This window comes from Sporosarcina sp. P17b (assembly GCF_002743115.1).
Lineage (GTDB): Bacteria > Bacillota > Bacilli > Bacillales_A > Planococcaceae > Sporosarcina > Sporosarcina ureae_C.
This window is the reverse complement of sequence record NZ_PDYP01000003.1, coordinates 139621-155754: the sequence shown is the minus strand read 5'-3', so window position 1 is coordinate 155754 and position 16134 is coordinate 139621. Positions and strand designations below refer to the sequence as shown.

Here is a 16134-nt window from a genome sequence, read left to right as displayed (position 1 = left end):
GACTACATTTGCCATGGCCAAGGTGCTTGGTTCCAACGCCAACCTGTATCAATTGCTTGTTCCGACGGTATGGAATGCAGCGAAAGCGGTCCGAAACGCTTTTCATACAATTTTCGTAACCTAGCCGCTTCTTTAATAGCAAGTCTCCATTGCGTAAGAGCTTCTTGATCTTCAGGGTGCGTGTTGGTATAGAGTGTCAGTTCGACTACTACAAAATCGGCTTGCTGCACATTCTTCAACATGTCTCTTCGCTCAGTCGCATCCATCAGGAGATCCCCTCCCTTTTTGAATAGCCATCGACTAGTGCCGGCCACAGCGACCCATGTTGTAAAGCTTCAGCAGGTGAGAATTGTGGAAGTGAAGCGGGCTGGAAAATCATAAATAGTTGAGGCGGTAAGGAAAACGTTTTGACTTTGACAGGTGGACACGGATCCCATGGAGAAATATACGGTTCATAACTGCCTGTGAACGTATAATCCATTCGTTATCAACTCCTCTACGCAAGATATGTAACTTTCTCATGTCGTATGACTAAACATAATCACTCTGTGCAACAACCAGATGAACCTTAGTAGTCAAAAACTCATGTCACGGAATAGTTATATGTAATTAACGTATTTATAAATACATTGAAATCTAGTACAATGGAGGGAGTAAAGAATTAGACGGCTAAAATGACTAGTAAATTACTTTAAATGCCTAGTGCTGTGGAATGAATACAAATGAAGTGAGATATTTAAATGAAACGTGGAGATGAACTAAATGGATGATTACTCCATCTTTATCGGTAGACAACCGATATTTGATCGATCAGGTAATATATACGCATACGAATTATTGTATCGAAATAGCGAAGAGAACTTCTTTCCTGATATTAACCCCGAACAGGCTACAATTAGTTTGTTGGTCAATACATTCCTCTCTGTAGGAATTGATCAAGTAACGAGTGGTGTTCGTTCATTCATTAACTTCTCAGGCGAGCTATTGGCGCAGGATTTATTTATGAGTTTAGATCACAATCAAGTCGTTATAGAGATTCTGGAAGACGTGGAAATCACCCCTGCCCTGTTACATCGTTTACGCATGTTTAAAGAAGCGGGTTTCACGTTAGCGCTTGATGATTTTATTTTACAAGACCAGTACTTGATGTACTCCCAGTTATTTGAGCTCGTAGATATTGTCAAAGTAGATTTCATGCTGACGAGTGTAGTTCAGAAAAATCGTATTGCTACATTTTTACGGAAATATCCAAAGCTGATTTTACTAGCAGAAAAAGTAGAAACGGAAGCGGATTATCAACTTGCATTAAGAAGTGGATATGATTTGTTTCAAGGTTATTTCTTTGCGAAACCAGAAATTATTAAAAGTGCAGATATTCCACCTAATACGCTAGTGCACTTACAGATTATTGATTATTTCCGTAAGGATACTCAATCCATTAATCAACTCTGCGATCTGATTATGCGTGACGTTTCGATCTCCTATAAACTATTGCGTTTTATTAATTCACTAGCCTTCGATATTCCACGGCAAATCAGCTCGATTAAGCAAGCGATTATGTTGATTGGCTTAAACGGTACAAAGAAGTGGTTGCAGGTTCTGATGTTGCATGACTTAGGTGTAGAGCAACAGGATGGTCGTGTGAAAGTGCTCGTTGAATTGTCACTTCGTCGTGCAAGAACATGTGAACAGTTGGCGAAGTATAATAGAAAACCAAATAAGGATGAATACTTTCTCACAGGCATGTTTTCATTGATCGATGCGGTAATGCGTCGGAAATGGGAAGACATATTGCCGTTGCTATCACTATCGGACGTCATTATTGCCACGTTAAATGGAAAACAGACTGAAATGTCTTCTTATCTACAATTGGTTAAAGCTGTAGAATGTTTTGACTGGGAAACCGTAGAACGGTTATCTGCTGAGCTGTCGATCCCAAAGAAAGTGTTAAGTGAGATCTACCTTCAAGCCATGCGCTGGTCACATGGAATAGAGGAAGACTTGAGTTGAATACATACGAAAAGGCATTTTCTCTTGAAGATGCCTTTTTTGATGTGTAGTATATACAGTTATAATCTGTTCAGAAACTTTCTTTTCTGTAATATGTATAAACGGAAATACGTTATATCTCGTGAAATTAGGGTATGGAGTGTAGTAAGAGAGTTACCAAATGAACACTAGGAGTCGATAGTAGTGGATAAAAAATTCTGGAAAAATCCCGTGTTCTCAATTTCCGCCATATTTATTTTTGTGCTTGTTGTATTAGGAACAGTTATACCTGAATCATTCGGAAAAGCATCTGAAAGACTTTATCATTTCACAACAGATAATTTTGGTTGGTTTTACTTACTAACAGTATTTATCATTATCGTGTTTTTGGTAGGATTGGCAATCAGTAAATTTGGCGCAATCCGCTTGGGTGGCGACACGGAACGTCCAGAGTATCCATTCTTCACATGGATTGGCATGCTGTTCTCTGCTGGGTTCGGTGTAGGATTGGTATTCTGGGGCGTGGCGGAACCAATGAGTCACTACTTCAAGTCTCCTATGGCAGGCGTTGAAGCGCAGACAGAAGAAGCTGCTCGTATAGCGATGGGGTATTCTTTCTTCCACTGGGGCATTTCACAATGGGCTATTTTTGGTATTGTAGGTTTGGTCATTGGCTTCCTACAGTTCCGGAAGAAAAAGGACGGTTTAATTTCAACCGCACTCGAGCCCTTAATAGGTAGTAACCGTCACGTGAAGACAGGTATTGATTCATTTGCGGTAGTAGCAACTGTCATGGGTATTGCTACTTCACTAGGTATGGGTGTCCTACAAATGAGTGGGGGATTGGAATATGTATTTAACATTAAGAGTACATTCACCATTCAACTAATCATTATTGCAGTAGTATTCGTTGCGTATATGACCTCTGCTTCATCCGGCTTAAGTAAAGGAATCGCGTACTTAGGAAACTTCAACTTAGGTATGGCGATTGCATTATTGTTATTTTTCTTTATAGTAGGACCGAAAGTATTTATACTAGAAACCTTTACACTAGCTATAGGAGATTATATCAATAACTTCATTACGTACAGCTTGCGTCTGCAACCGTATCAGGGTGGTACATGGGTGAAGGACTGGACGATATTCTACTGGGCTTGGACAATTGCATGGTCTCCGTTCGTAGGTGCATTTGTTGCGCGCGTCTCCAAGGGCCGGACAATCCGTGAGTTCATCATGGGGGTCATGGTTATTCCACCAGCATTTTCTTGTATGTGGATTGCAACACTTGGAGGAACTGCCTTATACAGTGACTTACGCAATGGCACACAGATTGCAGAAGAAGTAGACAAAGATGTTACGTCTGCAATTTTTGCGACGCTTCAACACTTACCGATGACCGGTCTTGTATCGTTCCTCGCTATCGTATTGATCTTTACATTCCTGATTACGTCTGCCGACTCAGCTACGTATATTTTAGCTAGTATGACAACGCGTGGCAGTTTGTTCCCTCCATTGGTTGTTAAATTCGTCTGGGGATTCCTTATGACTGCTATTGCAGCTGTATTGTTATCAGCAGGTGGATTAGAAGCTTTGCAATCAGCATCACTTGTATCCGCCTTGCCGTTTACCTTACTTCTATTATTATTAATCTTCTCTCTAGCAAAACTACTGACCAAAGAACCGATTACTGTCAGACCGACAGATATACGTCAATTTGAGCACGTAGAAGGCGAAGTCAAGAAGAGACGCAAACGCAAAGAAAGTGAAAAAGAGAAGAAAGCACGCAGAGAAGCTGAAAAGGCAAAAAAGATAAAAGAAAAGAACGATAGAAAGTATCAAGAACTTGAGAAAAAGAAGTATCTTGAAGTTGAGAAAGAAAAGAATGAATAATAGAAGGGACCGGTTCGTTGCTTTTGCACGAACCGGTCTTTTACCGCAGGAGGGGCAATGTATATGGCAATTGTAAAAGTAGAAGACGTTCAGTTTATAAGAGGGGATCATCAAATACTGCAAGACGTAAGTTGGGAGATAGAACAGGGACAGCAATGGGGAATGCTTGGGCTAAATGGTTCCGGTAAGACTTCATTATTATCTATTATTTCTACATATGAAATTCCGTCTGGTGGTGAAGTGGAAGTACTGGGTAAGCGCTTTGGGAATGCCTACTTACCTGAATTACGCAAAAAGATTGGCTTCGTCAGTAGTTCCCTAGAGAAGTTCTCGGACTATTTCTGGAATGAATCAATTGAGCGGATTGTGATCAGTGGTAAATTCGCAAGCTTCGGTATTTACGATAAAATCATGGATGAAGACTGGGTACGAGCGAGTTACCTAGTACAAGAATTTAGATTGGAACATGTAAAAGGAAAGAAATTTAGACTGCTGTCTGAAGGGGAAAAGCGTCGAGTGTTAATCGCTCGCGCATTAATGGGAGAGCCTGATTTATTAATTTTAGATGAGCCGTGTTCCGGACTGGATATCTTGGCGAGAGAACAATTTCTTGAAGCACTTAAAATTGCCACGAAGAATAATGTTCACCTCATTTATGTCACGCATCATATTGAAGAACTCGTTCCTGAAATTACTCATGCTCTATTGGTAAAGGAAGGAAAGATCGTTGCAAGCGGTCCTAAAAAAGAGGTATTGACAGATGAACTCCTATCAGAGACGTATCAAGTTCCTGTAACGATCGAGTGGCGCGCTGAAAGACCTTATCTATCGATAAAATAATAGGACCGTATTGTTGTTTATAGCAAAAAGAAGAGGGGATGTTAAGTAAGAGTAACGAGCTTGAATCGTAGTGTACATAGCAAGTAAAAAAGGGGGTGGGCTCTTATGAAGAAAGTGGAACGCAAGTGGACAAAGAAACGTATAGCGTCTTATGTACTTTTGTTTTTTGCATTATTATATGCAGGCGTCATGCTATGGCAAACATATAAACCATTACCACCTGGTATCTCCTACAAAGGAGATTTGCATCAAGTAGAAGAAGTAGAGTTCATTTATGATTTGACATATTCAAAAACGAAAGAGAAAGATCATTATAAATCAGAACTCCGTATTTTTAATGAAGTATTTGAAATGATTAAAGATGCGCAAGAGTTTGTTGTCCTCGATTTCTTTTTAATGGATGACTACTATGATGAGAAAGAAGACTTTCCTCAAATAGCTGATCAACTAACAGACGTTCTCGAAAAGAAGAAAGAAGAGTTCCCCGACATGCCCATCGTTTACATAACAGATCCGATAAATACCGGCTATGAATCGTATGAATCCGAGTGGTTTAAAGCGCTTGAAAAAGCAGGGGTTCAAGTAGTTTACACAGATTTGGAACCGTTACGTGATTCCATGCCTTTATACTCGGGTGTATATCGTATCTTCCTTCAATGGTTTGATTTTAAGGGGGGGAATCATTTCCCTAATTTCTTAGCCAGTGATGCACCAGATGTGAAGTTTTCTTCTTACCTGAAATTGCTAAACGTAAAAGCGAATCATCGTAAAACATTAGTGACTGAACAAGCTGCATTGGTGACTTCATCTAATCCACACGCAGCAAGCGGTCGCCATGGCAATGTGGCGTTTAAAGTAAAGGGTCCAGTGCAGAATGATATATTGGAATCTGAGGAAGCTGTGCTTCAGTATTCGTCAGGCGGAAAATTGCCGCGAATCGAAGCGGAAGAACAAAAAGGACCCTATCAAGTTCAGTACGTAACGGAAAGTAAAGTACTAGATGCTTTAGTTAGTGATATCGAAAAGGCGAAAAAAGGAGATCTGATTCGGATGGGTATGTTTTATCTTTCGGAGCAGGAAGTGATCCGACCGTTAGAAGAAGCAGCCAATCGTGGTGTTCATGTAGAGATCGTCTTGGATCCGAATGAAAATTCATTTGGCAGTAAAAAATCAGGATTACCCAATCGCCCAGTAGTACAGGAAATCAGGGAAAATACAGATGATAAAATTAAGGTGCGTTGGTATAATACCGTAATTGGTCAATACCATACGAAGTTAGTAACTGTACAGACCGCGGACAAGACGTACATTACAAATGGATCTTCCAATATAACAGAGCGCACGCTAAGAGATTATAACTTAGAAGCAAATCTCCGCATTATAGCGCCGACTGACAGCGAGTTAACAGACGAAATTAATGAATATTTCGATCGAATATGGAATAACGAAGATGCATTATATACTCTGGATGTAGAAGAATATCAAGACAGCCTGACGTTTTTCCAGCGCGGAATTTATGCATTGCAGCGTTGGGTGAAGCTGACAACGTATTAAGTGTTATGTGATAGAAATCAAGTAACAGCTTGAATAAAGTAGATGCTTGAAAGAAGCGGGAGGAATAATAAATGAAAATAGTCGTTTTTGGAGCAACAGGACGTACGGGTAGCGAAATAGTCCGTCATGCATTAGCAGACGGTCATGAGGTAACGGTATTTGTTCGGTCGCCAGAGAAATGTGAAGCGCAAGAAAACCTCACTATTATTAAAGGTGACGTACGTGATTCTACTGCAGTGAAAAATGCGTTGATGGGTGCTGAAGCAGTCGTGAGTGCTCTCGGCACTGATAAAACAACAACGCTTACAGAAGCAATACCTGCTATTATTGAGGGAATGCAAGAACATCGAATCCTAAGAATTGTCACGATTGGTACAGCGGGTATATTGGAAAGTAGAACAGAACCGTCGAAGTTACGCTATCAATCGAATGAATCTCATCGCAAATTGACATTTGCAGCAGAAGAGCATCATAAAGTATTCACTATGCTGCAAAATTCAGGCTTGGATTGGACAATAGTTTGTCCTACCTATTTACCTGACGGAGAGGCGCTTGGGACTTATCGAACAGAAAGAGACTACTTGCCTATAGATGGAGCGAAGATCTCTACTGGAGATACGGCTGCATTTGCTTATGATGAATTATGTAAGGGAGAAGAAATAGGATATAGAGTCGGTATCTCATATTAACATTTTTATATAGTAAATTATGTTCGAATTACTTAGCGCTTTGTACGTTTTGAATTAAAACACCTCATTACCTTTTCTTTCCTTTATGATATAATAGTAGCATAGAGGAAAGGAGATTAGAAGATAGATGAGATGGTCCTTGAAAAGTTTAATTCAAGTCGTAGCAACCTTGGCTATCGTTTTAACGTTTCTGACTAGTACTACGGTTGGCTATCGTGTAAACAAGCAAAACTTGATAGACTCGACCTTGGAAACGAACTATGCATATGCCAAGAAGTTGTCATCTACTACTGATGCCTTTTTGCGTGATACGTTAAAAACACTTGAAACTAATGCGGTAGAAGTACTACCTCTTCTAGAAGATTCAAAAGCACAACCTCAGTTGAATCAAATAGCAGAGCGTATCAGGCAGCAGACAAGTACATTCAATTCAGTTGCTGTTTCTTCTGATGAAGGTGTTGTACTCGGTGTATCGCCACCAAGTCTAGACCTACTTGGAAAAAAGTTAACTTCATTCGGTGCGCAACAAGCTATTAAAGAAAAAAAACCTACTATATCCCCGCCTTACGTAGGAATCACTGGTGAACTAATCGTTTTTATCAGTGTCCCTTTAATAGTCAATCAGGAGTATAAAGGGTTTTTAGGCGGTGCTATATACCTACATAAGCCGAACGTGCTAGAACAAATTCTGGGGGATCATTTCTATGATGATGGCTCCTATGTATATGTGGTGGATACGGAAGGTAAATTGATTTATCATCAGCTTGAAGAACGCTTAAAAGATAATGTCTCCAGTAATATTGTTGTTCAAAAGGTAAGTAGCGGAAATAGTGGTTTTTTGGAATTGATCAACACAAAAGGAATTCCGATGTTGGCAGGATATGCATATCTACCAATTGCTAATTGGGGAATCGTATCACAAAGACCATTGGATGTTTCCGTCGCTCCTGCCAGAGATATGGTGTTAGAGATGGCATTTAAGTCTTTGCCATTACTACTACTATCGTTCTTACTCGTTAGATACTTTTCTAGAAAGATCGCCCTGCCGCTTCAGAGGTTAGCATATTATACCGAAAGCAGTATAGAATCAGATCAAAAAGAAAAAATGGAAAGTATCTCGGATTGGTACTATGAAGCAAGGCAGTTAAAAGGAGCCGTGTTGAATAGTTTAGATTACTTTAAAAAAGAGATAAACTATTTTATACATGAATCAACAACAGATCCACTGACGAAGTTAACCAATCGTCGAACCATGAATAGTCTTATGTCACAATGGGTAGCTGATGAAATACCATTCGCTTTCATTATTTTAGATATAGATAAGTTTAAGCGTGTCAATGATCGTTATGGTCATTCAGTTGGTGACGAAGTATTGATTTATTTAGCTGACTTAATGCAACGAACGGTTCGCGAACAAGACATTTGCTGTCGCTACGGAGGTGAAGAATTCGTCATTCTTTTACCGAAAGCAGATAAGGTGACTGCTTATTTGACAGCAGAACGGCTTCGTGAAAAACTGGAGGACACGATCAGTCCTTGTGGTGAAGTGATCACGATATCAGCTGGGGTCGCTGCCTATCCACTGCATGCAAATCATCCAGCGCGTCTTATCGAGTTGGCGGATCAAAGTCTATATGAAGCCAAACGTACAGGACGCAATAAGACCATCGTCGTTCCCGATGAACCTCGGCATGAGTAAGATGCCGAGGTTTTCTTGAATGTGTACCTAAGGAAGGGGATAGAGAAATGCTAGAGCAGTCCATGGATAAACGCTTGCACATCAAAACACTTGGCGTTCGTGAGTGGATTCATCAATCATCACATTATAATCGTTATGAAGCGACGCCTTACGAGATGCTAGATTATTTATTTACCCACCATGATTTGTTGAAAGAAGGAAGCTTGATCGACTTTGGATGCGGAAAAGGAAGAGTCCCATTTTATGTGAATCATCTTTTTTGCTTAGATACGATAGGTATTGAAATGAATAGTGTGTTACACCGAGATGCCATGACCAACTTAATGGAGTATCGACAAGCGTTTCCTAAGAGACCTGGTTCCATTACATTTGAATGCTGTATAGCGGAGAACTATATCATTCCGGCAGAAGCTGTAACGTTCTACTTCTTTAATCCATTCTCTCTTGATATATTTCGCTCTGTAGTTCAGCGAATTCTAAAATCAGCAGAATACTCACCACGTGCCTTAGAAATCATTTTATATTATCCGACTGATGAGTACGTCTATTTCCTTCATCGCCATCAGTCATTCGAGAAAATAGCAGAGATACCTATTACACATTTGCAACTCCATGATAAAGCCGAGCGCTTCTTAGTGTATACATACAAACAGCCCTAATCCATGAGATGAGGGCTGTTTGCATATTCATATAACATGACTGAACCGTTGACCAATCCAGAAGATTAACTCCATCACGAGTGCTGCCAAGATACCTACTAGCAACCCACTAGAAAGAAGTGGTTGTAATAGTTCTGGAAGGGAAGAAAATACTGCAGCTGGCAATGTCATGATTGACAACCCGAGAAGCGCAGGCAATGCGACACGATAAATGTTTTTAGGCTCGAACGTTAAACCTTCCACATTACGCAAAGCCGAACGGAATAGCTGTAAATAGGCCACAAATAATACTGTGTTTCCTACACTTTGTGGGATAGTAGAGAAAAAGGCACTGAGTGGCGGTACCAGTCCAAGGATAATGAACAGTATAGAGCCGATGAAAAATGGAGCTCTGTCTTTTATTCCAGTAGATTGTAGAAAGCCGATGGATGAAGCGTAAGGCGCATATGGTACGAGACCTAATGCCCCTGCTCCAATATTTAATACTCCGGTGATGAAGAAGGAAGTTTTATACTGTCTCTTGGTAGTTTCTTTTTCATATATATCCTCAGCACCTTTTAGTGTGGCAATTGTATTGGTCGTGTTCAATAAGCCCGTAATCACCACCGTAATAACGATACCGATTTCCAGTGTAGGCTCACCCCAAGGAAACCATTGTATAAATGGAGTGGCTTTGATCGTTTCAGTAGCTTCTTGTGGGAAAATCAGTGTGGCACCGATCCATCCGACTGTCATACCAATAAGTAAATTCAAGCTGCTGATGATTCCTTTTCCTTTCACATGAACTAGAATCGTCAGACCTGCTAGAGCAAATGAAAATAGGGTCGTTGACAGGCTGATAAATTCTCCATCATTTAGACCAATCATTCCTTTTAGGAAGATCGTGATCAATTGATTGGCAAGCAGCAATAGAAATACGAACATCACAGTGGGCGTGAACCACTTTTTGAGGATTTCTCCCATGCCAAGCGTCCCGAGAATAGCTACCAATACACCAGAAATCATGGCGCCAACTGCAATACTACCTCCAACAGTCGTTAAACTTAAACCCATAGCGCTTGCAGTCCCTGCCAAGCTGAGCACGACACCCCACCATAAACCTGACTGACCTTCCAACAGCGCCAAGCGGTGTCCAAATGCTCCTTGCAGTAAACAAGCAAGTCCTGTAAAAATAAAGGAACGTTGTATTGCCGAAACGATTTCAATCTGCTCAAGCTCAAAAGCAGTACCGACTGAGATCGGAATTACAACTGTATTAGCGAACATAAAGAACAGCCATTGAAATCCTGCCAATGCGGTAATGGAGTACCGCATTTGATTAGTGCCCATTCTCATCTCTCCCTGTAAATACTTGTCTATGTATAAAGAAAAATTGAAATATAAAGAAAACTATAGCATAAAACTAATTGATTGAATAATATTTCCTACAATTACCTGATGGAAAAGGATTAAGATATCATTTTCCGCAATAAAAAGAGCCGGCAGATGAAAGTCTGCCGGCTCATACTATGATTGTATATCTTTTAATAACAGTAATAGTTCGTCAGAAGGCACGGGTCTAGAATATAAGAAACCTTGCGCTTCATCACAGTTGAGTGTCTTGAGGAACTCAGCTTGCTCGTAAGTTTCTACTCCTTCAGCAATCACGCGTAAGTGCAAGTTCTTAGCCAAGTCGATAATAGCTTTCACGATTACTGAATTGGTACTTAGCTCTCGTATAAACGATTGATCAATCTTCAGATGAGTTAAAGGGAACCTGGATAAATAACTTAACGAAGAATAGCCTGTGCCGAAATCATCGATACTAATCTTAATACCGATATCTCGCAGCTCTTGTAATATGTTTTGGCAATAGTCCACGTCAGAAGTCATGCTTTCCGTTATTTCGATATTCAAATAGCGGGCCTGCAGACCAGTTTTATGAAGTGTATCTTTGACATCCGTCACAAAACTAATACTTTTAAACTGACGTAATGAAACATTGACACTCATTAACAGGGAAGTATAACCTAGGTCTTGCCATTCTTTAGCTTGTTTACAAGCTGTTTCAAGCACCCACAAACCAATAGGGAGAATCATTCCAGTTTCTTCTGCTATCGGAATGAATTGTCCGGGTGATATCGTTCCGCGCGAAGGATGCTGCCAACGGACCAAAGCCTCTACGCCGATCATATGTCCAGTATCAAACTCAAATTGTGGTTGATAATGTAGCGATAATTCCTTTTTGTGAAGAACTTGACGTAATTCCATCTCAATCAATGTTCGTTCCATTAGATCTTTATACAATTCTTCTGTGAAAAACTGATAAGTGCTCTTACCCGATTGCTTTGCTAAATACATGGCAGAGTCTGCATTTCGGAGTAGCGTATCATATTGTGCGCCGTCTTCAGGAAACATACTAATCCCGATACTTGGCGCGATAAATATCTCCAAGTTTTCGATGAGGAAAGACTTCGATACTTCATTGACAATTCGCTGGGCAACCATTTGTGCTCCTTGTTTTGTCGTGGAAGAACACAGTATAAGAAATTCATCACCACTGAGTCGGCCAACTAAATCATTTTGTCTAACGAGAGTTTGTAATCTTGTGCCAACTGCTTTTAGCAATTGATCTCCTATATAATGTCCCATAGAATCATTGATGTTTTTAAATCGATCTAAATCCATATAAAGCAAGGCGAAAGATTCTCGGCTGTTTATTCTGGTCTCGATTAGGTCTTCTACAGTCTGTTTTAATAATCGTCTATTTGGCAAACCGGTCAGATGATCGTGAAATGCCATATGTTCTACTAAACGTTCAGCTTCTTTGCGGTCTGTAATATCGCTAGCGGTACCTACAACTTCGATTACATTTTCCCCTTCGAAAATAGGGGAGAGGTAAACGAGGAAGGTTCTAGATTGATAGTCAATTTCAAACTGTGCAACGCGGCCGAGTAGAGCACCTAAAAGATGGCGTTTAAATGTAGATAAATTAAACTTTTTGTCCAGTATGAATTGGTTTAGAGTATCCGCAGTAATTCCTAACTGTTCAATTACTTTTCCTTCTAATAAAGTTATAGTAATTTGATTGTTTTCATTAAAACAGTATTTAAAAATAGCATTTTGAAGATTTTTCACAGTCAAACTGAAATCATTTTTTAATGCCAATTCCAGTGATTTTTCTGCTTCCATCTGCAATGTTACATCTTGGCGTATGGAAATGTATTGAAAAGGTTTGCCATCCGAACCGATGAACGGAACGATCGTCGTGTGAACCCAATACAAATTTCCGGACTTTGATTTATTTCGGATAACCCCCCTCCATACTTGACCGGACTGAATCGTTTTCCACATATCAGCAAAGAAACTTTTAGGATGTGTACCAGAATTAACTACTCGATGTGTTTTGCCGATCAAGTCCTTACGTGAATACTCCGAAAGAGTACAGAAGCGGTTATTGACATAAGTAATAACGCCTTGTGGATTGGTGATGACGACTACTGCTGATTCGTCCAGTGCGTATTTGAAATTTTGCAAGTCGGTACGTGTTTTAGCGTACTCATTGGAGACGAGCTTGGATCCAGTCACGTCAATATCAAGTGAAAGATAATTTGTTAAGTTTCCAGCGGTATCATAAATGGGTACAATGGTGATATCCAGCCAGTGTACTGTGCCGGACTTGGAAGAGATTTGAATCGCTTCTTGATAGACGGTATCATGCATAAAGTGTTCTGCAAGCATATAAAGCGTATCTTCAGTAGAGATTCCCCTATTCAATTTTCCCCATGTTCTGCCGATTAATTCGTCTTCGTCATAGCCCGTCAGCTCACAAAAGTTTTGGTTTACATAGGTTAGACGACCACTTAAGTCGATAAGAGATATACAGAATTTCTCATCAAGCAGAGTAGACAGATGTGGAGAAATACTAGGAGTATGTAACGGCATAAAGGCACATCCTTTCATTTAAAGTAGTTATAGTAAATAGAATAGTCCTGTGTCTTGTTAGTGTGAGAGTCGTGAAATTATATAGAAATACCTAATAGGCGGAAGTATACACTTTATCTGTCTGATTATAACATGAATGAGAGAGTTTTGAACTAGTTATTAAGAGAAATACATATAGGTTATTGGAAGTGTCACTAGTTGCGTGATATTTAACGTAGCAAAAAAGACTGTGGAAGCTTCAGTGAAGCCTCCACAGTCTTTTTATCTTTTTGGTTCATATTGTAAGGTTTTAAATAGTTCATTGCGTTCTGAATCAGTCAGTTCTCGCCATTCACCAATAGGTAGATCACCCAGTTCAATATTTAATATTCGTACACGTTGCAAGCGATGAATATGATAGCCAAGCGCTGCACACATTCTGCGAATTTGACGATTTAGACCTTGTGTTAAGATAATGGAAAAAGTTTTGGGTCCTAGTTTCTTCACCGTACAAGGTTTCGTTACGGTGTCGAGAATCTTCACGCCGCTTTCCATTTGTGAGATAAAAGAAGCAGTAATTGGACTATCGACTGTGACGATATATTCTTTGTCGTGTCCATGTTCTTCACGCAAGATTTCATTGACGATATCACCGTCATTCGTTAATAGTAGTAAGCCATCTGAATCTTTGTCCAATCGACCGATATGGAAAATTCGCAGTGGATGGTTAATGAAGTCTACAACATTTCCTTTAATATGGCGCTCTGTCGTACTAGTAATACCTACTGGTTTATTGAGTGCAATATACACTAGTTGTTCTTCTTGTTGAACCAGTTTGCCATCTACAACAACTTGGTCACTTGCTTCAACTTTACTTCCGAGTTCTGCGAGCTGACCATTGATTTTAACGCGACCGTCAGCAATCCACTGATCTGCGCCACGCCTAGATACAATACCTGCACCGCTTAGAAATTTATTGATTCGCATAAAGACTCTCCTCCCCACACTTGTCACAATAAGCTCATTATAGCATTTTTCCTATAAGAAATTGTTGACATTAAAGATTCAGCATATTAAGATAAATGTAATAACTAAGGGACAGAAGGTTTCGATAGCGGAATCGTCCTCGGCAGATGAGTTCAGTTAGTAGAGAAGAGAATAGTGAAAAGATATGAATAAGAAGAGTAGCGAGTGCTTGTGCTTCCTAGAGAGTCAGTGGCTGGTGGGAACTGATACACAGCGTTCGTGAATGGACTTATGGCAGCTGTTTTGATGAAAAACAGACGTTTGCTCGCGTTAAGAGCAGTGTGAAAACACATAAAGTGGGAGTGCTTCGGTGCTTCAATTTGAGGTGGCAACGCGGTTACGTAATCGTCCTCTGCAACAGGCTAACTGGCTCTGTTTGCAGAGGGCTTTTTCTATTTAATTAGACAAATTACACAGCAGTCCATAAGAGAAGAGGAGAATGAACATGATGACAGAACAGAAGAACTTGCGAGTAACGACACGAAAGATTGAAGGAGATTCTTTAACACCAATATTGATTTTTAGAAGATTAAAAGGAAATCATAAGTTCTTGCTGGAAAGTTCTTCGCAAGCAGGTGGATCAGGGCGTTATTCATTTATTGGACTGAATCCTCAAAAAGCCTACCGGGGTCGGGATGGTGTAGTAGAAGAAATCGTCTACTCGACGAATAGAACATATACGCATGAAGGAGATCTATATACATTACTGAAGCGACTGATGCCACGTATTACCGAAGATGCAGGATTCCCGTTCACGGGTGGTGCGGTCGGTTATGTAGGATACGGAGCCGCAAGAAACGGTGAACAGCGTGGAGTAGATGACCTCCAGATTCCGGATGTCTATTTCAATATTTACGATACGGTTGTCATCTATGATCATGAATTACATGAGGTTACATTACTGCATACAGAAATAAATCCCGTATATGAATCACCTGACTTGGACGCTATTGAAGATATGATCGTTAATGGATCAGTCGATAAAGAAGATAGTGTTTCACTTTCCGATTATCGTTGTGCCATATCAAAAGAAGAGTTTGAACGACGTGTCCAGATTGTGATTGATGCAATTAAAGAAGGGCAGGCGGAACAAGTAGTCCTATCACGACGTTTAGAAGCAGATATTACGGGTGATCCATTCGCATTGTATCGTAAACTGCGCCGACGTAATCCATCTCCATATATGTATTACATGGAGTTTGAAGATCATACCGTCATCGGAACATCACCTGAAAGTCTGGTGCGTGTTACGGGAGAGCAAGTATTAACGAATCCTATTGCAGGAACTCGCAGACGAGGTCGAGATCAAGCGGAAGATCAAGCACTTGAAGTGGAGTTGCGTAATGATCCGAAAGAGCTGTCCGAACACGATATGTTAGTTGAAGTGAGCAAGAAAGAACTACAGCAAATCTGTCGCCCAGAAACAATTGAAGTGGCGAATTATTTGGAGACCGTTCGCTATGAACACGTCATGCACTTAGTTTCTGAAGTAAAAGGTGACCTCGCTCCAGGCTTACATGCACTGGATGCATTGAAGGCGACGATGCCTGCTGGTACTGTAACAGGCTCTCCAAAAACGGCTGCTATGGATATGATTGATGAATTAGAAGACCAGCATCGCGGAATTTACGGTGGGGCGATTGGTTATATCGGTTTGAATGGTAATATCGACTTCGCACTCACAATTCGCACGATGCTTGTCAAAGACGGTAAAGCTTATGTTCAAGCAGGCGCTGGAATAGTGGAAGCTTCTGTTCCATCACTAGAATATAAAGAAACATCCAATAAAGCCCGTTCCTTGCTTGAAGCAACGGAAACGGCAAAGTAATTACTAAGGCTCAAGCCTTACCGAAGGATAGCGACAGCGCTGAGACGAGAAGGGGAG

Annotated in this window: 13 protein-coding genes and 1 other annotated feature; of the genes, 8 read left to right on the top strand and 5 right to left on the bottom strand. The window is 40.4% G+C overall.

The features are described 5' to 3' along the window. Positions 1–2 precede the first annotated feature (2 nt). Positions 3–266 (bottom strand): spore coat protein CotJB, encoded by a 264-nt coding sequence (locus CSV76_RS04795; RefSeq protein WP_085427535.1) that lies wholly within the window; start codon positions 264–266, stop codon positions 3–5. After that, complete coding sequence (locus tag CSV76_RS04790) at positions 266–481, bottom strand: spore coat associated protein CotJA (RefSeq protein WP_099624865.1); 216 nt, start codon at positions 479–481, stop codon at positions 266–268. The genes CSV76_RS04795 and CSV76_RS04790 overlap by 1 nt, the downstream gene beginning before the upstream one ends. A gap of 281 nt (positions 482–762) precedes the next feature. Between CSV76_RS04790 and CSV76_RS04785 the strand changes: the two genes are divergently transcribed. From CSV76_RS04785 to CSV76_RS04755, 7 genes are all read left to right on the top strand, one after another. After that, entirely contained in the window at positions 763–2010 is a 1248-nt protein-coding gene (locus CSV76_RS04785; protein WP_099624864.1) for an EAL and HDOD domain-containing protein, read from the top strand. Positions 2011–2193: 183 nt separating this feature from the next. Next, a complete protein-coding gene (locus tag CSV76_RS04780) occupies positions 2194–3879 on the top strand; it encodes a BCCT family transporter (protein WP_085427532.1) in 1686 nt (561 codons plus the stop codon). A 63-nt stretch (positions 3880–3942) separates the two neighbouring features. Beyond that, positions 3943–4719 carry an ABC transporter ATP-binding protein gene (locus CSV76_RS04775; protein ID WP_085427531.1) on the top strand — a complete coding sequence of 259 codons (777 nt, stop codon included), beginning with the start codon at positions 3943–3945 and terminating at the stop codon, positions 4717–4719. 105 nt (positions 4720–4824) lie between these two features. Then, entirely contained in the window at positions 4825–6273 is a 1449-nt protein-coding gene (locus CSV76_RS04770) for a phospholipase D family protein (RefSeq protein WP_099624863.1), read from the top strand. Positions 6274–6344: 71 nt separating this feature from the next. After that, positions 6345–6962, top strand: coding sequence for an NAD(P)-dependent oxidoreductase (locus tag CSV76_RS04765; RefSeq protein WP_099624862.1), 618 nt, complete (start codon positions 6345–6347; stop codon positions 6960–6962). A gap of 127 nt (positions 6963–7089) precedes the next feature. Then, positions 7090–8661, top strand: a complete 1572-nt coding sequence (locus tag CSV76_RS04760) for a sensor domain-containing diguanylate cyclase (protein WP_099624861.1) — start codon at positions 7090–7092, stop codon at positions 8659–8661. Positions 8662–8708: 47 nt separating this feature from the next. Beyond that, the gene (locus tag CSV76_RS04755) at positions 8709–9320 is read left to right on the top strand and encodes an SAM-dependent methyltransferase (protein ID WP_099624860.1); all 612 of its coding nucleotides are present in this window, start codon (positions 8709–8711) and stop codon (positions 9318–9320) included. 27 nt (positions 9321–9347) lie between these two features. On the opposite strand, the gene CSV76_RS04750 is transcribed toward CSV76_RS04755, so the two are convergent. The 3 genes from CSV76_RS04750 to CSV76_RS04740 all read right to left on the bottom strand — a co-directional run bounded on the left by CSV76_RS04750 (position 9348) and on the right by CSV76_RS04740 (position 14210). Beyond that, positions 9348–10649, bottom strand: coding sequence for a uracil/xanthine transporter (locus CSV76_RS04750; RefSeq protein WP_232319498.1), 1302 nt, complete (start codon positions 10647–10649; stop codon positions 9348–9350). Between the two features lie 177 nt (positions 10650–10826). Continuing rightward, a complete protein-coding gene (locus CSV76_RS04745; protein ID WP_233204406.1) occupies positions 10827–13244 on the bottom strand; it encodes a bifunctional diguanylate cyclase/phosphodiesterase in 2418 nt (805 codons plus the stop codon). 261 nt (positions 13245–13505) lie between these two features. Then, the gene (locus tag CSV76_RS04740; RefSeq protein ID WP_099624858.1) at positions 13506–14210 is read right to left on the bottom strand and encodes a pseudouridine synthase; all 705 of its coding nucleotides are present in this window, start codon (positions 14208–14210) and stop codon (positions 13506–13508) included. 175 nt (positions 14211–14385) lie between these two features. Next, positions 14386–14605 (top strand) — a binding site (T-box leader). Positions 14606–14694: 89 nt separating this feature from the next. Between CSV76_RS04740 and CSV76_RS04735 the strand changes: the two genes are divergently transcribed. Next, positions 14695–16077: an anthranilate synthase component I family protein gene (locus tag CSV76_RS04735; protein ID WP_232319496.1), complete on the top strand. Its 1383-nt coding sequence runs from the start codon at positions 14695–14697 to the stop codon at positions 16075–16077. Positions 16078–16134 lie beyond the last annotated feature (57 nt).

Coding starts and splice junctions, on each gene's coding strand:
- CSV76_RS04775 (WP_085427531.1), top strand. CDS start 3,943: ATGGCAATTGTAAAAGTAGAAGACGTTCAGTTTATAAGAGGGGATCAT.
- CSV76_RS04735 (WP_232319496.1), top strand. CDS start 14,695: ATGATGACAGAACAGAAGAACTTGCGAGTAACGACACGAAAGATTGAA.
- CSV76_RS04750 (WP_232319498.1), bottom strand. CDS start 10,649: ATGGGCACTAATCAAATGCGGTACTCCATTACCGCATTGGCAGGATTT.
- CSV76_RS04790 (WP_099624865.1), bottom strand. CDS start 481: ATGGATTATACGTTCACAGGCAGTTATGAACCGTATATTTCTCCATGG.
- CSV76_RS04795 (WP_085427535.1), bottom strand. CDS start 266: ATGGATGCGACTGAGCGAAGAGACATGTTGAAGAATGTGCAGCAAGCC.
- CSV76_RS04745 (WP_233204406.1), bottom strand. CDS start 13,244: ATGCCGTTACATACTCCTAGTATTTCTCCACATCTGTCTACTCTGCTT.
- CSV76_RS04755 (WP_099624860.1), top strand. CDS start 8,709: ATGCTAGAGCAGTCCATGGATAAACGCTTGCACATCAAAACACTTGGC.
- CSV76_RS04785 (WP_099624864.1), top strand. CDS start 763: ATGGATGATTACTCCATCTTTATCGGTAGACAACCGATATTTGATCGA.
- CSV76_RS04765 (WP_099624862.1), top strand. CDS start 6,345: ATGAAAATAGTCGTTTTTGGAGCAACAGGACGTACGGGTAGCGAAATA.
- CSV76_RS04740 (WP_099624858.1), bottom strand. CDS start 14,210: ATGCGAATCAATAAATTTCTAAGCGGTGCAGGTATTGTATCTAGGCGT.
- CSV76_RS04760 (WP_099624861.1), top strand. CDS start 7,090: ATGAGATGGTCCTTGAAAAGTTTAATTCAAGTCGTAGCAACCTTGGCT.
- CSV76_RS04770 (WP_099624863.1), top strand. CDS start 4,825: ATGAAGAAAGTGGAACGCAAGTGGACAAAGAAACGTATAGCGTCTTAT.